Below are 20,654 nucleotides of genomic sequence, written 5' to 3' on the forward strand. Positions count from 1 at the left end.
CGATCGGTTGACCCCACCCATGCTCCGCACAAAAGTGCTCACCGCTTGCGCACTTTTTCCGGCAGGCTGCTGGCATGCGTGCCGACCGTCTCGTCGCCGTCCTCCTGCTGCTACAGGCCCGGGGCCGGCTGACCCCGACCGGTCGTGGTCAAAGCCGCAGACGGGCGGCCACCGGCAGGTGGTCGCTGCCGGTGGCCGGCAGGGTCCACAGGCCGGTCACGGTCGCCGACCGGGACATCACCTGGTCGATCCGGGCCACCGGCAGCGCCGCCGGCCAACTGAACGGCAGGGCCGGGCCGGCCGACGGCAGCAGCTCGCGGACCGGCGCGAGCCCCCGGTCGTGCACGGTGCTGTTCAGGTCACCGAGCAGGATCACCGTGCTCTGTCGCTCGGCGGCGAGCGCCCCGGCCAGCAGCCGGACGCTCTCGTCGCGCGGCGCGCTGCCGAACCCGTCCGGCAGGCCGAGCCGTACCGACGGCAGGTGTGCCACGTACACGGCGGCGTCTCCACCGGGCAGCCGTACGGTGGCCCGCAGTCCCCGGTTCCAGTTCGGGTCGAATCCGGCCGGTCTGATCCACACCGGCCGGTCGTCGAGCAGTGGATGGCGGGACCAGAGCGCGACGGTGCCGTGCACCGACCGGTACGGATAGACCGGATCCAGCACGGCCGAGTACGCCGGCAGCGCCGCCGGGGTCAGCTCCTGCATCCCGATCAGGTCGGGCCGGATCCGGCGTAGCGCGGCGGCCGTGCCCGCCGGGTCGGGGTTGGTGTCGCCGACGTTGTGCTGGACCACCGTGACGTCCCCGCCGGCCCGCTCGGCGGGGAGCAGCCCGGCGCCGAAGAGCCCGAGCCAGGCGCCGCCGGGCAGCACCAGCGCGACCAGGGCGGCTGCCGAGCGGCGCAGCAGCGCCGGCACCAGCAGTGCCGGGACGGCGACGCCGAGCCAGGGCAGGAACGTCTCCAGCAGGCTGCCCAGCCGGCCGAACCGGTTGGGCAGCAGGGCGTGACCGGTCAGCAGCAGGCCGACCAGCAGTGCCGTGGCGGCGGTGGGCCACCCGCGTCGCCAGGCCGACCGGCCGCGCGGGTCGACGCCCCGCCACCGCCGCGTCGGGCGCTGCGGTTGCCGCACGGTCGTCGGCGCCTCGTCCAGGGTCGACCCCCTCCCCCGGGTGCGGGCCGCCCACCCGCGTCCGGACCCGACCTGCCCGCACAGACCCGACCTGCCCGCCGTCCGGACCGGCCGGCGGCGGGTTGCCGGACACCGACGGTGTCCGGCCTAGCCTTCCCGGTGCACCGTCACCGTTCCGGCGGCGCCGTCGACGGTGATCACCTGACCGGTCCTGATCGTATCGGTGGCGCCGGGGACGCAGATGACGGCGGGGATGCCGTACTCGCGGGCCACCGTCGGGCCGTGCGCCATCGGTGCCCCGGTCTCGGTCACCAGCCCTCCGGCGGTCAGGAACAGCGGCTCCAGCCGGGGTCGGTGGTCGGGGCGACCAGGATCTCGCCCGGCTCGACCCGTGCGGTCGCCGGGTCGAGCACCACCCGGGCCGGGCCGGTCACGGTGCCCGCCGCCGCACCCACCCCGCGCAGCGCGTCGGCCGCGGTCGCGGCGGTCGGGGCGAGCGCCGCCTCCACGTCGGTGCCGTCGGAGAGCAGCGCGACCGGCACGTGCCGGCGGCGCAGCTCCCGCCGGTACGTCTCCCGGCGCCGCGCGACCAGCGCCCGCTGGTCGACCCCGTCCCGTACGGCGGCCCGCGCCTCGGCCAGGGTCAGGAACATGATGTCGTCGGCGCTGTCGAGCCGCCCGTCGTCGACGAGTTCGGCACCGGCCAGCAGCAGTTGCCGCCGGCTCTCCCGCAGCGGGTACAGCCCGGCGAACTTGCCCGCCTCGCGCAGCCCGGCCAGCACCCGCGCCCGGCGCAGCAGGAACCCGGCCAGCCGGCCCCGGACGGGCCGGCGGCGACGGGCCCGGGAGACGAGTTCGGCGAGTGTCGCCTCGGCTTCGGCGGCGGCCCGGGCGAACCGCCGGTCGGGGGCCTGTTCGGGGTCGGCGACCCGCAGGTAGTTGGCGATCGCGGCGAAGACCGGGGTGGGGTCCTCGGCCCACCGGGGCACCCCGAGGTCGACCTCGGCGGCGGCCCGGTGCCCGTAGCTGTCGAGGAACGCCGCCAGGCCGATCTCCGGCAGCGTGCCGGCCCGGTACCGTTCGGCGAGTTCGGCCGGCGGTGTCGTGCCGAGCAGTTCGCGGTGCGCGCCGGCCCGCTCGGCGAGGCGCCACAGCGCCAGGTCCATCTCGATGGTGACGTTGTGCGGCATTCCGCCGAGCACCGTGTTCAGTTCGGCCTGGCTGGCGACGCCTTTCAGCAGTTCCGCCGGCAGGGCGGCGGTCAGGATGCCGGCGACGACCGGCCAGATGATCCGGTCGTACCGGGTCGACGGGTCCTGGGCCTCGACGAAGTCCAGCCGCTCGGCGGCAGTACGCAGCTCGGCCGGCCCGGCGGCGGCCCGCTGCCGGAGCTGGTCGATCTCCGCGAAGAGCCGGACCCGGGCCACCTCGGGGCGGGCCAGCGCGGCGACGATCCCGGCGACGGCGCGCGGCGCGGTGCGCAGCGCCGGGCCGAACCCTCCGGAGCGGGACCGGCGGCCGGGCACGGGTGCGAACCGCGGATCGGTCAGGATGTGCGTGACGACCGCCTGGGCACGCGGGCCGAAGTCCACCGCCATCAGTTTCACCAGCCGCTTACGGGTCGCCGGGTCGCGGACCAGGTCGGTCAGGTCGGCGTAGAGGCGGCCGCCGATGTCGACCAGTTCGGCGCGGATGCCGAACGAGCCGAGGATGCCGGCCAGGATCACCCGCAGCGCGGACATCCCCATCGGGGTGACCGGGCGGAGCATCCCCTGCACGTGCCCGAACTCCAGGTAGATCCGGGGCTGTGGCCGGTCGGTCGGCGGTGGCAGCGGGAAGAGCGTGGTGATCGGCCGGGACTGGAGCAGCCAGAGTGTGCCGTCGCCGTCGAACGCCCACTCGATGTCCTGCGGGGTGCCGAAATGGGCCGCGATCCGCTCGCCGGCCCGGTGCAGTTCGGCGAGCTGGGCCGGGGTGAGACAGCCCCGGTCGTCGTACCCGCTGCCGTCGAGGACGTAGTGGTCAGCGTCGGCGGTGCCGTCGACCACGCCGGTGCCGGGCCCGGGTGCGGCGTCGACCACCATCTCGGTGCGGCGGCCGGTGACCGGGTTGGCGGTGAACAACACTCCGGCGACGGCGGCGTCGACCATGCGTTGCACCACCACCGCCATCCGGACGGTCTCCTGGTCGACGTCGTTGGCTTTCCGGTACGCGACGGCCCGCTCGCCGTGCAGCGAGTTCCAGCACTTGCCGATGGCGTCGTGCAGCGCGTCGACGCCGGTGACGTCGAGCAGGGTCGCCTGCATTCCGGCGAAGCTCGCGAACGGCAGGTCCTCGGCGGTGGCGCTGGACCGCACCGCGACCGCTCCACCGCCGAGCGCCGCGTACGCCTCGGCCACCTCGCGCTCGGGGATCACACCCCGCTCGTAGGCGGTGGTGGTCAGGCAGAAGCCGTCCGGCACCCGCTCGCCGCTCCTGATCAGCTCGCCGAGCCCGGCCGCCTTGCCGCCGACCAGTTCCGTCCGGCCGGCGGCGGTCTCCGCCAGCGTGATCACGTTCACCCGAGGACTCCCCTCCACCTTTTCAATACGACTGCAATGTAACCGAAGTGGGGACCCCACGTCAATACGACTGCAATGTAAAGTGGCCGGGTGCCCAGGAGAGCCGACCACGCCGCCCGCCGCCGGCAGCTCGCCGACGCCCTGATGCGGCTCGCCGCCAGCCAGGGCCTGGAGGCGGTCAGCCTCCGGCACGTGGCGGCTGAGGCCGGGGTCTCCACCGGCATGGTGCAGCACTACTTCCGCACCAAGGACGAGATGATGACCTTCGCCCTCGAGATGGTGATGCGGGACGCGGAGCGGCGGATCACCGCCGAGGCGTCCGCCGCCGGCCGGGCGCTCGGCCCCGCCGAACTCGTCCGGACGCTGATGGTCCAGATCCTGCCGCTGGACGAGCCCCGCCGACTCGAAGGCCACGTCACGCTCGCCTTCCTCGCCTACGCCGCCGTCAAGCCGGCCATCGCCGAAGGGCTGCGCGGCAACGCCGGCCAGCTGCGGGCCTTCGTCGCCGACCAGATCCGCGCGGTGCAGGCCGGCAGTGACAGGGCGGCCCGGATCGATCCGGCCCACGCCGCCACCGCGCTGCTCGCCCTGGTCGACGGACTCGGCATCCACGTCCTCGGTCGGCACTACACCGGTGAGAAGGCGGTCGCCGTCCTCGACGCCCACCTCGGACTCCTCTTCGGCGAGCCGGTCCAGGAACTCCCCGGAGCCGTCGTCGGCGCAGATCGTAAGGGTGAGCCGTCGCGGGACCGGCTGGTGCCGCACGGTGTGTCCGGCGAGCCGCCGCCCCGGTCGCGGCGGACGACGAGCGGGACCGTCCACTCGGACGACGACCGCGCCCCGAGTGAGCCGTAACCGCCGGCGTCTACACTGCCCGCGTGGAGCAGACGTCGCCGCACACGGTCCACTCGCTCGCGTCCGACCTGCGCCGACTCGGCCTCACGGCGGGCGACGTCGTCCTGCTGCACTCGTCGATGCGCAGCCTGGGGTTCGTCGCCGGCGGGCCGCAGGCGGTCGTGCAGGCGTTGCTGGACGTGCTCGGCCCCGACGGGACGCTCGTCGTGCCCACCCACACCCCGGACAACAGCGATCCCGCCGGCTGGCGCAACCCGCCGGTCCCGCCCGCCTGGTGGGCGGAGATCCGGGACCGGATGCCGGGCTTCGACCCGGCCCGTACGCCGAGCCGGTGGATGGGCGTCGTCGCCGAGACGGTGCGCAGCTGGCCCGACGCGGTGCGCAGCAGCCACCCGCAGGTCTCCTGCGCCGCGCTGGGCCGGCACGCCGACGAGATCGTCGGCTCCCATCCGCTCGACGACCCGCACGGCGAGCGGTCACCGCTCGGTGCGGTCAACCGGCTTGACGGCAGGGTGCTCCTGCTCGGCTGCGATCACGGCTCGAACACCTCGCTGCACCTGGCCGAGACGCGGCAGGAGGCACCGCCACGCAGTACCGCCGGGGCGTCCGTGCTCGGCCGGTACGGCGTCCGCCAGTGGCTGACCTGGGACGAGGTGGTCGCGGACGAGACCGACTTCGCGCGGCTCGGCGCGGCGTTCGACGCGACCGGTGCGGTGTCGGTCGGCCGGGTCGGCGAGGCGACCGGGCGGCTGATGTCGCAGCGGTCCCTGGTGGACTTCGGCACGGCCTGGCTCGCGGCCAACCGCGGCGCCGTACTGTCGTGACCCCGCCCGGCCGAGCTCGGACACCACTCGGCGGCACCGCCGCCCGGCGCTCCGGCGGACGTCAGTCCCGGACGCAGACGTATCCGGCGTAGGTGGCCGGGTCCCGGCTCGGCGTCGCCTCGACGATCCGGAAACCGGCCCGTTCCAGCATCGGTTCCAGCAGCCAGTTGAAGGTGCTGTACTCGGTGCGGATGTGGGTGGCCAGTTCGGCCCGGGTCCAGCCGTCGGCACTCGACCCGGCCGCCCCGGCCAGCCAGGTCTCGAACTGTTGCGCCACCTGCCCCGGCTCGAAGGTGTAGACGAGGTCGCGCAGCAGCAGCACCCCGCCCGGCCGGAGCAGGTCGGCGACCTGGGTCAACGCGACCGCCTTCCAGAAGTCCGGCAACTGGTGCAGCGCGTGCCGGCTGTAGACCAGGTCGGCCGGTGGTCCCTGGTGGTGGTAGCCGAGGAACCCGGCCCGGACCACCTCGACGTTGGCCAGGCCGGCGCGCGCGGCGTCGGCCCGCAGCCGGGCCAGCATCGCCGCCGAGACGTCCACCGCCACCACCCGCCGGCACAGCGGCGCGGCGGCCAGGGTGAGCCGGCCGGTGCCGGCGCCGAGGTCGACGAGCGTGGCGTCGCCGTGCAGCCCGTGCCGGCGCAGGATCTCCAGGTCGGACCCCGGGTCGTGGCCGGCCTTGCGGTCGTAGCCGTCGACGTAGGTCGGGTCGAGGTGCTCCGGGCCGGCGTACGCCAGCTCGTCGAGCCACCAGTCGGGGCGCCGCCCGTCCATCCGTCTCCTCCGTCCGCGCCCCGGCCCGTCCGGTACCTGCTGCCCGGGGCGAGGCGCCAGTATCGCCGCCGTGGCCGGGCGGGGACAGCCGATTTACCGCCGCCAGCGTCGGCCGCTCTCCACCGGAGGCGGGTCGTGGTTGTTGTGCCAACCCATGAGACGGGCCAACCGCGTCTGGTGGTGGCGGGGTTGTGCGGGCTGCTGTCGGGTCGGCGGGGCCGTCGCGTGTGGGGTGCCGGGCCTGGGCGCGGGTGGTGCGCGGCTGGTTGCCGGGCGTGGGTGCGGTGGTGGTTATCGGGTGGCGCGTTTGCGGGGTGGTGGCTGGTTGGTATCGGTGAGTCGTACGTATCGGCGGCGGGTGTTGTGGCGGTCGGAGTCTCCGACGGCTTGGGCCAGTTCCTCCCAGGATGGCCGCTGCCCTTCTGGGAGGGCTCGGGCCAGGATGAGGGCTTGGTCGCTGGCTTGTGCGGCGGTGCGGGCGAGTTGGGCCAGGGTGGATGCCAACCGGAGGGCCTGGGCGGGGTCGGTGGTGGCGGTGGTGGCCTCGGGTAGCTGGCTGATGGTGTGGGCCATGTCGGTGGTGAGTTGGTCGATCCGGGCTGCTGTCTCGGCGCGGTGGGTGGCTTGTTGCCGGGCGGCGATGACGGCCGGGTCTTTGTCGATGGGGTTGCTCGGCATGGTGGTTGTCCTTCCTGGAAGCCGGTGCCCGGCCACCTGGTGTGGTGGCCGGGCGCGGGGCGGGTTGGATTACTGGCTGGTGGGCGGGTTGGGTAGGTGGATGTCCCGTTCGGTGGCCACGTCGGCGACGACGGCGGCCAGGTGGTTGCAGCGGGTGATGTGGTGGCCGGCGTTGTGGGCCCAGACCTTGGCGGGGTCGGTGGAGTGGGGGTCGGGTTCCACGTCGGGGACGCGTCGGGCCAGGTCGTGGGCGTCCCGGACGGCGGTGGCGTGGATGTCGATGAGGTCGGCGGTGGGGGTGGTGGTGTAGAACTCGGGGAACTGTTGCTGCCAGCGGCCGGTGGTGGTGATCTCGGTTGGGTGGGCCACGGTTGCCGGGTTGGCGCTGGTCCGGGCCTGTTCGACGTACGGCTCCTCGGCGGTGGCCAGGGATCGCTGGCAGCAGGGGTCGGGGGTGCCGGTGAGTGGGCCGCAGTGCTTGCAGGGGGTGGGCTGGCGGTCGGGGGTGCCCCGGTGGCACCGGCCGCATCGGTTGTTCCACATGGTGGGGGGCTCGGGGAGCGTGCGTCCGCAGCCGTTGCAGGAGTAGGTGGGGGCGGGGGTGAGCAGGTCCAGGAGGTCGCTCTGGCCGGTCGGTGGGGGGATGTTGAACAGGGTGTTCATGCCGGTGGTGCTCCGTTCGTCTGGCGTCCGCGCGGGGTAGTGGATCCCGCCCAATGTGGTCAATACCGTATCAGATGGTCTTTTTGACCACAAGCGGGTGCCCCGATCGGATGGCCGGGGCGCCCGGGGCGGTCAGTGGAGCCGGGGAGACATCGACCTCCAGCGCCGCACTTCCTCTTCCGGGTCGGTCTCGACCGGCATCAGGTCTCGCATGTAGAGCACCTTCTTGATGGCCGCCATCTCCTCCGGGTCCACCGGGTGGTCGTCGGCGGCCATCCCGGACAGGTACTCATACAGGCCCTGGACCACGTAGCCGGGCTGCACGGTCATCCAGTAGACCCGCCCCTCGGGCATGGTCAGGTCCGGTGCGCAGACCCGGCAGCAGTTCCCCCTGGCCGACGGGTCCAGGGTGGTTCCGCAGTCTCGGCACGGAACTCCACCCCCGTCCTCGGTGCCCCACAGACAGGTGCCGCAGGCGCCCATGAAGAGCGTGCCGGGCTCGGGTAGGCGGCGGCCGCACACTGGGCAGTTCTCGTGCTTGTGGGCCTGGTCGGTGTCGTTGGTGACGTTGTCGCTCATGATGCTTCCGTTTTCGTCTGGTCCGGGGTAGTGATCCCCGATCACTGTGGTCAATGACATAACCCGTGGTCGATCCCACCACAACCGTGAAGGGTCGGACGACCAGTTGGGTCCTTGGGGGACCGCCCCGGGGCCGGCACGGTGCCGGCCCCGGGGCGGGTGTGTCAGTGCCGGACGAACCAGAGCGGCAGACCGGTTCGTGAGGCCCGGTCGGCCAGCACTCGGCGGGCCGTACGCTCGGCCGTCTCCCAGGCATTGATCCCCTCCCGCAGGCGCGGGGCCATGATCTCCGGCCACTGCTCGGCGGTGGCTACGCTGCGGTCCGGCCACACCAGACCGGGGCCGGCGCTGATCTGGACCGTCCGCCCCTCGGCGTAGGTCACGGTCACGATCACCGCCGCGCGGACACCCCTCATGTCCTCGGCGCTGGCGTCCGGGTAACGGGCCAGGATCGCCGCCGCCAGGCTGGTTACGTCCCAGACGGTCAACTCCTCCACCGGCGGCAGGCTCTGGCCTGCCGGCACTGGAGGGGCAAGGGGTCCCAGCCCGTGGTTGATCACCGTCACCCGGCGCGAGAAGCCGCCGTCGGTCCGCTCGTCGACCACCCTGACCAGGTGGGCGGATTCCGGCCCCCGCGCCCCCGGGGGCGCCCACAGCTTGGCCCGTGCCGGGGCCAGGACGACACCCTCCCGGTAGCCCTTGTTCGGCAGGGTGGTGGGCCGCTTGGGGTGGGCACCTACCCATCCGGTGACCGCGCTCTGCGGGTGGTCGCCGGCAAGTAGAGCCCAGGCGAACCGCCCCGGGTAGCGGCTTGCCGGGGTCAGTTTTGCCGCCACCAGGTTGCCGGCAAGGTCGAACAGGGCCGGAAACGGGGCCACTCCCCCGGCCTGGGAGATCTCGGCGTTTCGGCGGTGCAGGGCGGCGGTGATCTCATCGGCCCAGCGGGCCAGTTCCGCGTCTGGTCCCGTCCGGTGGCGTCCGGCCCGGCGGGCGGCGTGGTCGGCGGCGCGCTGGTAGTCCCGGGCCCGGTCCGGGTTGTGGTGCTCGCTCATGGTGTCTCCTGTGCTCGTCTGGCGGTACCGGGCGGGTAGTGAGGCCGCCCGGGTGATGTTGGTGGGCGCCCCGGCCGGTAGTGGCCGGTCCGGGACGCGGGTGTCAGGACAGCGGGGCGCCGTCCACGGTGATCACGTCGGCGGTGCCGATAGGCATCCGCCACCCCTGGGGGGTGAGTACGGTCAGTGCCCGGCTGGTCCGGTGGACGATGTTGGCGGTCAACTGGTGGGCGTTGCCGTCCTGACCCCGGTAGACGATGACGCTAGCGCCGGGCTGGAACACCTGGTCGGTGGGGCCGGTTTCGTTGGCGTCCGTCTCGGCACGGCGGAAAATCTCGTCCTCGATGAGTTCCAGCGGGTAGTGGGTGGCCGGCACCTGCTGGCCCCGCTCGATGGTGGAGAAGGCGTGGGCGCGCAGGCTTTCCAGGGTGTCGGGGTTCATCCCCCGCATGCGGCGGGAGATCTCCACCCGGACCGCGTTGAAGGGCCGGTCCAGGTAGGGCACCCCGTCCTTGGTCAGGGCGTTGAGGCTGTTGTATGCCCGGCACAGGTAGGTGGCGCTCATACCGCAGAGGTGGGGGTCGATGGCGGTTGCCGGCGGGTTGATGGGGGTTGCCTGGATCACGGGTGCTCCGTTCGTCTGGCTTGTGTGCGGGGCAGTGACTCCCGCTCGCTGTGGTCGCGACTGTAGGAGGTGGTCTTTGGGACCATGGGTTTATTGCTGGTGAGGGCAGGGTGCCGGAGCCAACCGACCCGGGACGCCCGGGAGCTCGGCACAGTGGGGCCGGGCCTTTGCTGTGTCAGGGGTGCGCCCCCGGGCCGGCCGGACCGGCCCGGGGGCGCGGGTGGGTCAGAGCGTGTCGTACGGGTCGTAGCCGTTGCGCCGCTGACGCAGGTTCAGGCGTGGCGGCGGCACAGGTGACGTACGTCCTCGGGGGCCGACGGCGCCGGCCGGTCCTTGCCGTTGCTGTCGATCAGGTGCAGGCGCAGCGTGGCCACCCGGGGCAGCGCGCACGGGCCGTGGTCGGGCAGCCCGGGGTAGACCACGCCGTACTCAAGCCGGTCGGTGCACAGGCCGAGCAGCAGTGCGTCGCTGCCGCCCTGGCGGGTGATGGCGGCCAGTACCAGTTCTGCCGGATAGTCGCCCACCTCCGGCAGGCTTCGCTGTCCCCGCTGCCCCATCCTGTAGAGGTCGTGGGGCTCCAGGTCGGCCAGCCGCCGTGCGATCTCCAGTTCCGGGGCCAGCAGGATGCCGGCCGGGCTGTGCCCGCCCCGGACCTTGTCCAGGGCCCAGTGGTAGGCGCTGGACAAGGTCTGGGGGCTCATGTCGGCCAGGGTGGTGCCGAACGTGCTCATGGTTCTCCGATCTCGTTTCGTCTGGCTTCCGTGCGGGGCAGTGACTCCCGCGCGCTGTGGTCACTACTGTAACTCGTGGTCGCTACGACCACAAGGGCGAATCTGTTATCCGCCCTGACCAGCGCAAACCCGCTCCACGAGGCGGCTCGTCGGGCGCGGGATTGCGCCGGTCACCCCGTGACGACAGTCCCCGAGCCAGACTCCAACCGCTCCATCCGCCAGGCCCCGACCCCCTCGGCCTCGCCGACGGCACGCAGGTTCAGCCGCCGACACAGGTCACAGACCCCGGTCGCCTCCACCCGCAACACCTGTCCGCAACCCCAGACCGGCAGGCCCGGGTCCATCACCCGAGCCCGGCAGCCACAGACACGAAACGCCACCATGTCCCCCCGCCGAAACGTCCACCGTGACCGTCCGTTCCCCACCAACGGCACGGCGACCAGAGTCGGTCACGTCCCCGTCCGCGTCGAACCAGCCGGCGGCCTCACACCGCCGGGCCACGTCCCACGGCCCGGCACCCACCCAGTTGCCGCCACGGTTGATCACCGACACGATCAGCCGGGCCTGCTCGAACGTCGGGGAGCCGTCAGCGGCCCGCAGCGCCGCCCGGCGCGTTTCGTACTCCCGGTAAGCCCGGCGGCCGTCCTCGACCAGGGCCTCCTCGTGGCAGTCCTCGACCAGCCGCCGCCGGCCGGCCGGCCTCCCGGGAGACAGCCTCAGCCGCCTCGGCCGTCTGCCGGTCGGCCCGTAGCCGGGCCCGGCAGCTCGCACAGAACTGGGCGTAGGTGCTGGCCTCCACCTGCACATCGGTGCGCAGATCGGAGGCATCCAGCAAGATCGTCTGCTTGCACCGTGCGTGTGGGGCACCGTCGGACCCGGCCACCGCATGGAAGTTGAGGGAGCGGCTGCTGGCCTTGCGGGCATACCTGATGTCGCTGCTCATGGGTGGTGCTCTCCGTTCGTCTGGCGCGGGGTAGTGAATCCCGCAGTGTGGCGATAGATGCGCGCTGTAGTGGTAGCGCACACTGTGGTCACGAAGGTAACGAGAGGCCCCTACGCCGTCAACGTCGCCAGCGTCGACCACTCATCCCGCGCCCAGACATGCCGCCGCCCCCGCACCCGGGCCAGCACCCCGCACGGGCACCCCACTCCCCTACACACACACTCCCGGGACGCACACTCCGCCACCCACTCCCGGGCCTCCGTGGACTCCTGACGCACCCGCAGCGACCGCAACGCGCACACCGGACACTCCACTACTGACACCGGCACCCACACCGGCGTAAGCCCTGCTGCCAACTCCACTGCTCCGAGCACCGGCGCTAGGTCATCGACCAGCCCGGCCACCACCGCCCCCGGCAACGCTCCCGGCACCGACCGGGCCACCCCCGCCAGCACACCCAGCCCGGTCACCACCCGCACCGCCAGCCCACCGGCCGGGGCAGGCCACCCCCTGCCCGATACCGACCGGACTGCCTGATCGGCGGCCCGGGTGACCGACGCGTCCAGCGTCGTCCGCACGTCCAGCAGATCCACCGATGCCGGTGCCGGCATCGACGCCGACGGGGCCAGCCCGTCGCGCAGCCACCGATACCTGTGCCCCCGCTCATACACCGCCCGAGCGTCTAGCGCCGCCCGCCGCTCATCCGACATCGTGGCCCCAGGTCGCGGCCCTGGGCGGTCCAAGGTGGAGGCGCCGGAGAGCGCCCGCCAGCCGGCCCGCAGTCGGCCCACCGTCAACAGCAGTTCTCCCCGCACGACATCCCCCGTGTTCGCTGATGGTGATCGTGTCCTATCGTCTCCTATGTTTGCGAGTCATTGCTGGTGCTTGCTTGTCTCTGCCGCCTAGCCGCTCCTCGTTGCGTTGGTTCGCCGAGTTGATCGATCTCGACCCCTTTTTTCAGGTTGGTGCTGAGACTGCCTTTCCTGATGAGGCTGTTGGCACAATGCGTAGCGCATCCTAGGACGCTAGCTTGAAGTCATCGCCTTCGACCCGATCGATGGTCTCGGCGGCTCTACCCGACCGCAGGATCACAGTGGATGGTCAGTCGACGGGACCCTGCGGTCGGATCACTGGGCGATGACGCGATCCGAGGCGGCGGCCCGCGTGGTCCGGTCCGCCGTGAAGCCGCATCCTCTGGGTACCGCTTCAGCCCTCCCCCGGGGCCTTATTGGGTTGGCGGCGCGGACGGGTGACGTCGACCTGCGCGCGGGGCTGGTGGCTCCCCTGGCGGCACAGGTGTAGGGGGTCTATCAGGACGCTGATCCACAGACCCTCTTAAGCAGGCGCACCCGGATACGGAAGGGGTGCGGACGAGCGGGGAAATCCGCCCAGGCGACCTCGAAAACCGGTGCGAGCGGGCGGCAGCGGGGGTGTTCGTCCGGCAGGTGTCGCTGGCCGACGGGCAGCGGTTGCCATGGATTACTCGGGCCGGGAAGGACCGGTGAGGCTGCGGCGGGCCATCGTGGTGCTGATGTCCGCCCAGGGCCAGCCGGGGCCGGGCCTCGGCCACCTGCTGAAGGTGCCCGAGGACGACGTCTGGGACGTGATCCACGCGTTCAACGATGGATTTCGCGTCGGCCAGAAGCTCGCGCTCGCCCTCCGCTGTCCAAAGTGGCCTGAACAAGCGTTGAACGTTGCCTGTGAATATTGACACGGACTGTGATCGCATCGATACTCGTGGAACCTGCTGATCATCTGGCCCACGGGGGTTCGCGTGTCTACGCACCGTAAGGCTTCTGCGCGCCGTCGCGCCCGTTTTCTGTCGTCGTTGCTTGTGGGGTCGTTGCTGGCTTCGTTGGTGGGTGTGGTGCCGGCGGTGCCGGCGGCGTTGGCGGCGGAGCCGGGTGGGCGGGAGCGTCCGGTGCGGGTGTCGTCGGCGGCGACGAAGCCGAAGCCGTTGCCGGCGATGCCGGTTTACAAGGGTGAGTCGGTGGAGTGGCCGTCCCGGGGCTCTGCGGTGGTGGACCTGCCGCTGTCATCTGACCGGTCGCGACGTCTGCCGGGGTCGGTGGAGCCGGGTGGTCTGCCGGTGACGGTGACGGCGGTGGACGATGTCGATCTGGATGTCCTGTCGAGTCGGGGGTTGGCGGATGCGGCGGGCGCGTCGGAGTTGCCGGGCAGGGTGCGGGTCGAACTTCTCGATCGAAAGGTGGCCGGGCGTGCGGGGGTGCCGCTGGCGTTGAAGGTCGAGCGCGTTGATGGCGGCACCGGTGGCCGGGTGGAGCTTCGGGTGGATTATTCGGCTTTCGCGCATGCGTATGGGGGTGACTGGGCGTGGCGGCTGCGTCTGGCGACGATGCCGGCGTGTGTGTTGGCCAGCCCAGAGGTTGAGCAGTGTGGGCAGGTCGGTTGGCTTGACTCCGTCAATGACGGTGAGGCTGGTGTGATCACCGCTGAGGTCGAGTTGCCTGCCAGGCCCGCCGCGGCGACCGGAGAGGACCAGACGGCGGGTGCCGGGGCACCGGCCAGAGACGTTGATCGACTGGTGGTGTTGGCTGCCAGTGGCTCTTCCACTGAGACGGGGGACTTTTCGAAGTCGGACTTGGAGGAGTCCTCGACGTGGGCGGTCAGCGGTAACTCGGGTGATTTCACGTACTCGTATCCGATGGCGGCGCCGTCGGTGCCGGGTGGTCTGGTGCCGGAGGTGGGTCTGGCGTACAGCTCGGGGGCGGTGGATGGGCAGACGGCGGGATCGAACACCCAGCCGTCGACGTTTGGTGAGGGTTGGAATTACACTCCTGGCTTCATCGAGCGGACCTACCGGCCGTGCGCCGACGATTCGGAGCCGGCACTGTCGCCGCACTGGACGGCGCTGGCCGCTACGGCGGACCTGTGTTGGCGGCAGCCGAACGCGCAGGTCACGCTTAATGGCACGGTTGGTGAGATCGTGCTGGCCAGTGACGGCAAGTGGCGGCTGGCCGACGATGACGGGTCGAAGGTCGAGTTGTTGACCGGTGCCTCGAACGGCGATGACAACGGTGAGCACTGGAAAATCACCACGGCGGACGGGACGCAGTACTGGTTCGGTCGGCAGACTCTGCCGAACGGCAAGGGGAACACCAACTCCGCTCCGGTGGTGCCGGTGTTCGCCAACCATTCGGGTGAGCCGTGTTTCAGTTCGTCGTCGGCGTCCGCGTCTCGGTGTCAGCAGGCGTGGCGGTGGATGCTCGACTACGTCGTGGACCGTAACGGCAACGAGATCTCGTACTGGTACGACCGGGATACGGTGCGTACCGGGTTGATGAACTCGGCGTCGACGACGGTGGCCTACCACCGTGCGGTGCACCTGAATCGAATCGAATACGGGACCCATACCTCTGATGGCTCGTCTGTGACGGCGCCGGCGCGGGTGGTGTTCACCAACTCCGACCGCTGTGTGACCAGTTCCTGTGGTACGCGGAACGAGACGAACTGGCCGGATACGCCGTGGGATCTCGAATGCCTGACCGCGCCGTGCGCGAATAACCTGGCGCCGACGTTCTGGTCAAGCAAGCGGGTGTCGAAGGTCACGACCCAGGTGCTGAAGAGTGGGACGTACTCACCGGTGGACGAGTGGGTGATAGGGCACTCTTTCCCGACGGCGCCGTCGCCGGTGCTGTGGCTGTCCAATATCGAACACAGCGGCAAGAGTGGCGGGTCGGTGACTCTGCCGAAGCTGTTGGCCTTTGGTACGAAGACCCAGAACCGGGCGGACTACGATCCGGCCGGCACGATGAAGTCGCACGAGAAGTACCGCATCACAAGGCTGCAGACGGAGACGGGCGGCCAGGTCGACGTCACCTATGCGGGCAATGACACCGGGTGCACGTTCGGTGGTACGTTCCCGGATCCCGACCAGAACTCCAAGCGCTGCTTCGCGCAGTACTACACCAACCCGTCGGGTGAGACCGGCTGGTCATGGTGGCACAAGCGGATCACGGCCAAGATCGTCGAATCCGACCTGGTCGGTGGCTCCCCGCCGATCACCACCGAATACGGCTATTCGACGGAGAACTCCTCCAGCAGCGTGCTGTGGGGGCTGTCGAAGGGCGCGGCGGTGTGGGGGGCGTCGTTGCCCAAGCGGTCCTGGTCGGAGTGGGCGGGCTACACCAACGTCACCGTGAGGAAGGGTAACCCGACCGCCGGTACCAGGTCCCAGACAGATTACCTGTATCTGCGCGGCCTGGATGGTGACGTCATCGATACCGGAACCCGCTCGGTGAGCGTCACTCCGTTCGACTCAGTAGTTGGTGGCGGAGCGGCATGGGATACCGAGTATCGGCGTGGACATCTGCTCAACGAGCGGATCTACGATCGTGCCGGCGGCACCGTGGTGCAGATTCTCAAGCATGATCCGTGGGCTGTCACCACCGGCACCCGGACGTTGTCGACGGATTGGGCGGTGCCGAACGTCCACAAGTCATACATCACCCGGACGAAGGTCGAGACCCGGTGGGAGTGGGTCGACGGCGCCTGGTCGCAACGAGCCCGGGTCGATACCGGCTTCGACTCCACGTACGGGCGGGTCCTCACGGTCTCCGACGAAGGCAATTCCGCCGACGGTGACGAGACCTGTACCACGTACGCGTACGCCGACAACGCTACCGGGTACAAGTACGAGTTCGTCAAGCAGCGGACGGATCGGGCGGAGGGCTGCGCGGAGACCCCGGGCGCCCTGCTGGGCGACACCCGCTACTACTACGACGGTCTGGCCCATGGTGGGGCGCCGGGCCGGGGCAACGTGACCAAGACCGAGAATTACGTCGATGGTGGTTGGCAGATCGCGTCACAAAACGTGGTCTACAACCCGCATGGTCAGATCACCTCGTCCACCGATGCCCTGAACCGAACCACCACGACCATCTACACCGAGAACGCGGACCGGCTGAACACCCAGGTAGCGGTCACCAACGCGGCCCTGCACACCACGACGACCACTCTCGATGTCTCCCGTGGTCTGCCGTTGACGGTGACTGACCCCAACACCAAAGTGACCACCGGTACCTACGACCCGTTGGGCCGGTTGTTGACCGTCACCAGGCCGGGCAATACCACGGGCACTCCGGATGCGGCCTACACATACACCGTGTCCCAGACAGCGCCGTCCTGGATCCGGACGAGGGCGTTGGGCCCGAACGGGAACCAGATCGAGTCGTACGACATCTACGGCGGGCTGTCGCAGCATCGCCAGACCCAGACGGTCGCGGCGGATAGCAAGCGGATCATCACCGAGCGGGTGTTCGACGAGCGGGGCCTGACGGTGAAGGAGTCCGCTTTCTGGAATACCAACTCCGGACCGACGTCGACCCTGGTGACGGCGGCAGACTCGGCGATCGAGCGGCAGACCCGCTACACCTATGACGGCCGTGGTCGGCAGACAGAGGCCGAAAGTTGGTCACTGGGGCAGTACTCCTGGAAAACCACCACCTCCTACACCTGGAATTCCACCACCGTCGTACCACCGGCGGGCGGGTTCCCGACCCGAGCGATCGTCGACGATCGCGGACAGGTCGTGGAGAAGCGCCAGTACCACACCTCGGACCTCGACGGTGATTACGACCACACCGGGTATGACTACAACCTGCGCGGCGAGTTGACCTCAGTCACCGATCCTGCCGGCAACACCTGGAGCTACGACTACGACCTGCTCGGTCGCAAGACCCAGGCGGCCGACCCGGACGCGGGCACCACACTCACCGAGTACCACAGCACCGGCACCGTGAAGGCGACGACGGACGGGCGGGGCAAGAAGCACTACCACCACTACGACAACCTCGACCGCCACACCGAGATCCGGGAGGACAGCCCCACCGGACGGTTGGCGGCCCAGTGGACCTACGACACCGCCGCCAAAGGCCAGCTGAGCAGCGCCACCCGATACGACACGGACGGGCTGGCCTACACCACCAGCGTCGGCTCGTACGACGACGGCTACCGGCCGCTGTCCTCGACGGTCTCCATTCCCGCGTCAACCAGCAACGGAGCCCTCGCCGGCAGCTACACCACGGGAATGACCTACAAGGTCAACGGTGCGGTCGCGACCGTCACCCACCCCGGCGTCGGAGGGCTGCCCGCCGAGACTCTGACCTACAACTACCTCAACCAGGGCCTGCTCGACTCGATGAGCTCCGCCCAGCAGACCTACCTCGCTGACGTCGAATACGCCTACGACGGCCTCGCGTACCGCACCTACCTCGGCAACGCTGACAAGCGGGTCCGGGTCACCACCCAGCACGACACCGGACACCGTCGCCTGACCAACATCCAGGTCGACACGGAAAACCAAACCAGCCCCGGCAACTGGGACGACAAGTACACCACCGAGTACGGCTACCGGGACAACGGGCTGATCGCCGCCATCGCCGGCAAGACCAACGGCACCCGCGACCAGGTCGAGTGCTTCACCTACGACCACCTGCAACGGTTGACCGAGGCGTGGACCGAAGCATCCTGGACCTGCGCCACCCCACAACGCGCGGGCGCGGACCCGTACTGGCGGAAGTGGACCTTCGACAAGGTGGGCAACCGGCTCACCCAGACCGACAAGGACCCCGCCGGCGACACCACCTGGACCTACACCACCCCCGCAGCGGGACAACCCCGCCCGCACACCGTCACCGGCGTGACCGCGACCGGTCCCAAAGCCGGCACTCCCACCCGGGCCTTCACCTACGACACCGCCGGTAACACCCTCACCCGCACCACCGAGACCGGCAACAGCCAAACCCTCACCTGGGACCCCGAGGGCCACCTCGCCACCCTGACCGAAAACGGGCAGACCACCAGCTACCTGTATGACGCCGACGGCAACCGGCTCATCTCCCGGGCACCAGGCAAGACCACCCTCTACCTCGGCGGCACCGAACTCGCCCTCGCCACCGGCAGCGGCCAACCCGACGGCACCCGCTACTACAACGGCTACGCCGTCCGCGACGTCACCGGACTCAAGTGGACCGTCAACAACCACCAGGGCACCGGCCAGCTCCAGATCGACGCCGGCACCTTGGCCTGCCAACGCCGCCGCACCATGCCCTACGGCGAAGACCGCGGCACCACCCCAACCCCCTGGCTCGGCACGAAAGGCTTCGTCGGCGGCACCAACGACGACACCAGCCTGGTCCACCTCGGCGCCCGCGAATACGACCCCACCCTCGGCCGCTTCATCAGCATCGACCCGGTCATGGACCTGACCGACCCCCAACAGATGCACGGCTACAGCTACGCCAACAACAACCCCAGCACCCTCAGCGACCCCGACGGATACCGACCCCTCGCCACCAACGGCGGCTACGAGGAGGACCGCTACTGGAGCAGCGGCGGCGGCAAGGGAACCAAACTCGCCAAGAACCCGAAGACCAATAAGTGGGGCGTAGCCAAGAAAAAGCCCACTGCCCCGAAACCGCCGCCGAAAAAGAAGCCGGCTATCATCCTCGGGGACAAGGTAATCGGGGCGCCGGACCGCAAGGCACTCGAGGACGCGATCAACAAGTGGTCCATCGACGGTGCCGGGCTTGGCCTTGGGGACAAGGAATACTACGTAGGCTTTAGGATTTGCCAGGAACACGCCGACTGGTGCTCGCAGTGGGCTCTCGAAAACACGGAGTGGGTCGGGCAGATCGATGGCTTGGGCTACTACGAGCAACGCGTAGCCTCAGATCCGTTCTTCAACCTGTTCGAGAGCCTGCAATCGGCTCCCGCCGGCGGTAAGGGCCGCGGCCGTTCCCGGCCAGGAGGCAGCTGCTTCCGCAGCTTCGCGGCAGACACCCAGATCCTCATGGCCGACGGCAGCACCAAACGTATCGAAGACATCAAGGTCGGCGACCTCGTCCTCGCAACCGATCCAGAAACCCGCGAGCACGGGCCGCGTGAAGTAACCCACATCTGGGTGCACGGGGACCAACTCGTAGACCTCAAGCTGGTCAACGGCACCACGATCACAACCACCGAAGACCACCCCTTCTGGAACCACACCGACCAACAGTGGCAAGACGCCCAACACCTCGACCAGGGCGACCTGCTCCTGACCGCCACAGGTGCAACCGTGCCCGTCGTCGGCCTGCTGAACACAACCGCGACCTTGGCGGCCGCCTACAACCTCACGGTCGACGACATCCACACGTACTATGTGCTCGCCGGCAACACGCCCGTCCTCGTGCATAATACGAACCCGAGCGGTTGTGGCGTATCGACGACTATTAGCCGACAGAAGCAGAGTCGTCATGTGGCGGGCGATCCATTGCACAATGGAGGGGGATATTTTAGAACGCACGGCGAGGCGCAGGAGGTTCTAGATGCATACCACTCCGGTGGCGCCACCGTTCTTGGTCGGACCGCTAATGGCAATATCGTGGTCCGGTATAACGAAGTGACTGGATTCAACAATAACCCCCGCTCTGGCTATACCGACCAACCAACGAATATCTTCATGATTAAGGGGACGAAGAGTCCTAGTGTTGTCCCTATAAACCCAAACTGGTCGGCTTCCTGATGGAGTGAGGGTCATGGCGTCTCGGCTCGAATATGAAAATGAGGTGGTGCTTGATGCGCTACAGGCATCCCTTGGCTTGATTTCCGAATACGTAAGAGCTGTCTCGGTACAAATTCATGAAGATAAAATTACCCTGCACTTCGCTGTGCATGAGCAGAATGCGGGTGTCGATGAGGACATAGACGAGATGATTTTCGAGCTCGATGCTTTGCGGGACGGTTCGGTTAGGATAGAAGCGTCTGTGTACGTTGGTATCCCTGATGGCGCCTGGCCGGGTCGGGGTGGCCGACTGCTCTTCTTATCGAAAGACTTGGATGGCCAGTCCGATCAGACGGCCTTTGAGTAGACCCCGTAGGGCACCGCCTTGCCCAGCCCATCAGCCGGAAAGTCATGTGTGCGCACGGGCGGGTGGCATCAGGCATCGTCGGTCGACACCGTTCGGTGGACCCCGGGGTGCCCAGCCGCCGGCTGGGCGGTGGCCGACGGAGAAGGGGTTTGTCAGGCACTCAGGACTCCACCACAGGTCTGACGCACCTCGGCGTCCGCGAGTACGACCCGACGATCGGTCGGTTCATCAGCGTCGACCGGTGCAGGACCTGTCGGATCCGCAGCAGTGGAACGGCTACAGCTACGCCGGCAACGATCCGATCAACCGCTTGGTGTGGTGGCCCAGCCGGCGGTGCGTGGTGCTCGGGCACGCCAGGTGCCTCGGGTG

Annotated in this window: 16 protein-coding genes; 5 read left to right on the forward strand and 11 right to left on the reverse strand. The window is 69.6% G+C overall.

The annotated features are described in order from the left end of the window. Positions 1-148: 148 nt before the first annotated feature. The 3 genes from O7626_RS14355 to O7626_RS14365 form a co-directional block, all read right to left on the reverse strand. Positions 149-1,129 (reverse strand): endonuclease/exonuclease/phosphatase family protein, encoded by a 981-nt coding sequence (locus tag O7626_RS14355; protein WP_278061669.1) that lies wholly within the window; start codon positions 1,127-1,129, stop codon positions 149-151. Between the two features lie 147 nt (positions 1,130-1,276). Next, on the reverse strand, positions 1,277-1,441 hold the full coding sequence (locus O7626_RS14360; protein WP_278061670.1) for a PEP-utilizing enzyme: 165 nt from the start codon (positions 1,439-1,441) through the stop codon (positions 1,277-1,279). 14 nt (positions 1,442-1,455) lie between these two features. Continuing rightward, positions 1,456-3,690 (reverse strand): PEP/pyruvate-binding domain-containing protein, encoded by a 2,235-nt coding sequence (locus O7626_RS14365; RefSeq protein ID WP_278061671.1) that lies wholly within the window; start codon positions 3,688-3,690, stop codon positions 1,456-1,458. Between the two features lie 90 nt (positions 3,691-3,780). On the opposite strand from O7626_RS14365, the gene O7626_RS14370 reads away from it, so the two are divergent. Further along, the gene (locus O7626_RS14370) at positions 3,781-4,545 is read left to right on the forward strand and encodes a TetR/AcrR family transcriptional regulator (protein ID WP_278061672.1); all 765 of its coding nucleotides are present in this window, start codon (positions 3,781-3,783) and stop codon (positions 4,543-4,545) included. A 23-nt stretch (positions 4,546-4,568) separates the two neighbouring features. Beyond that, positions 4,569-5,369, forward strand: a complete 801-nt coding sequence (locus O7626_RS14375; RefSeq protein ID WP_278061673.1) for an AAC(3) family N-acetyltransferase — start codon at positions 4,569-4,571, stop codon at positions 5,367-5,369. Positions 5,370-5,430: 61 nt separating this feature from the next. Here O7626_RS14375 and O7626_RS14380 read toward each other — a convergent pair whose 3' ends face one another. The 8 genes from O7626_RS14380 to O7626_RS14415 all read right to left on the reverse strand — a co-directional run bounded on the left by O7626_RS14380 (position 5,431) and on the right by O7626_RS14415 (position 12,083). Next, positions 5,431-6,141 (reverse strand): class I SAM-dependent methyltransferase, encoded by a 711-nt coding sequence (locus O7626_RS14380; protein ID WP_278061674.1) that lies wholly within the window; start codon positions 6,139-6,141, stop codon positions 5,431-5,433. A 291-nt stretch (positions 6,142-6,432) separates the two neighbouring features. Next, positions 6,433-6,819: a hypothetical protein gene (locus tag O7626_RS14385; protein WP_278061675.1), complete on the reverse strand. Its 387-nt coding sequence runs from the start codon at positions 6,817-6,819 to the stop codon at positions 6,433-6,435. A 69-nt stretch (positions 6,820-6,888) separates the two neighbouring features. Beyond that, complete coding sequence (locus tag O7626_RS14390; protein ID WP_278061676.1) at positions 6,889-7,482, reverse strand: hypothetical protein; 594 nt, start codon at positions 7,480-7,482, stop codon at positions 6,889-6,891. 132 nt (positions 7,483-7,614) lie between these two features. Then, on the reverse strand, positions 7,615-8,061 hold the full coding sequence (locus O7626_RS14395; protein ID WP_278061677.1) for a hypothetical protein: 447 nt from the start codon (positions 8,059-8,061) through the stop codon (positions 7,615-7,617). 164 nt (positions 8,062-8,225) lie between these two features. Further along, on the reverse strand, positions 8,226-9,113 hold the full coding sequence (locus tag O7626_RS14400; RefSeq protein ID WP_278061678.1) for a hypothetical protein: 888 nt from the start codon (positions 9,111-9,113) through the stop codon (positions 8,226-8,228). 103 nt (positions 9,114-9,216) lie between these two features. Continuing rightward, positions 9,217-9,738, reverse strand: a complete 522-nt coding sequence (locus O7626_RS14405; RefSeq protein WP_278061679.1) for a hypothetical protein — start codon at positions 9,736-9,738, stop codon at positions 9,217-9,219. A 272-nt stretch (positions 9,739-10,010) separates the two neighbouring features. Next, positions 10,011-10,469 (reverse strand): hypothetical protein, encoded by a 459-nt coding sequence (locus tag O7626_RS14410; protein WP_278061680.1) that lies wholly within the window; start codon positions 10,467-10,469, stop codon positions 10,011-10,013. A 1,053-nt stretch (positions 10,470-11,522) separates the two neighbouring features. Continuing rightward, a complete protein-coding gene (locus tag O7626_RS14415) occupies positions 11,523-12,083 on the reverse strand; it encodes a hypothetical protein (protein WP_278061681.1) in 561 nt (186 codons plus the stop codon). Between the two features lie 830 nt (positions 12,084-12,913). Here O7626_RS14415 and O7626_RS14420 point away from each other — a divergent pair. From O7626_RS14420 to O7626_RS14430, 3 genes are all read left to right on the forward strand, one after another. Next, positions 12,914-13,123: a hypothetical protein gene (locus tag O7626_RS14420; RefSeq protein WP_278061682.1), complete on the forward strand. Its 210-nt coding sequence runs from the start codon at positions 12,914-12,916 to the stop codon at positions 13,121-13,123. Positions 13,124-13,186: 63 nt separating this feature from the next. Continuing rightward, on the forward strand, positions 13,187-19,939 hold the full coding sequence (locus tag O7626_RS14425; RefSeq protein WP_278061683.1) for a polymorphic toxin-type HINT domain-containing protein: 6,753 nt from the start codon (positions 13,187-13,189) through the stop codon (positions 19,937-19,939). 13 nt (positions 19,940-19,952) lie between these two features. Next, positions 19,953-20,285 (forward strand): hypothetical protein, encoded by a 333-nt coding sequence (locus O7626_RS14430; RefSeq protein WP_278061684.1) that lies wholly within the window; start codon positions 19,953-19,955, stop codon positions 20,283-20,285. Positions 20,286-20,654 lie beyond the last annotated feature (369 nt).

Source organism: Micromonospora sp. WMMD1102 (assembly GCF_029626265.1).
Classification (GTDB): Bacteria; Actinomycetota; Actinomycetes; order Mycobacteriales; family Micromonosporaceae; genus Plantactinospora.

Coding starts and splice junctions, on each gene's coding strand:
- O7626_RS14380 (WP_278061674.1), bottom strand. CDS start 6,141: ATGGACGGGCGGCGCCCCGACTGGTGGCTCGACGAGCTGGCGTACGCC.
- O7626_RS14385 (WP_278061675.1), bottom strand. CDS start 6,819: ATGCCGAGCAACCCCATCGACAAAGACCCGGCCGTCATCGCCGCCCGG.
- O7626_RS14390 (WP_278061676.1), bottom strand. CDS start 7,482: ATGAACACCCTGTTCAACATCCCCCCACCGACCGGCCAGAGCGACCTC.
- O7626_RS14395 (WP_278061677.1), bottom strand. CDS start 8,061: ATGAGCGACAACGTCACCAACGACACCGACCAGGCCCACAAGCACGAG.
- O7626_RS14400 (WP_278061678.1), bottom strand. CDS start 9,113: ATGAGCGAGCACCACAACCCGGACCGGGCCCGGGACTACCAGCGCGCC.
- O7626_RS14410 (WP_278061680.1), bottom strand. CDS start 10,469: ATGAGCACGTTCGGCACCACCCTGGCCGACATGAGCCCCCAGACCTTG.
- O7626_RS14430 (WP_278061684.1), top strand. CDS start 19,953: ATGGCGTCTCGGCTCGAATATGAAAATGAGGTGGTGCTTGATGCGCTA.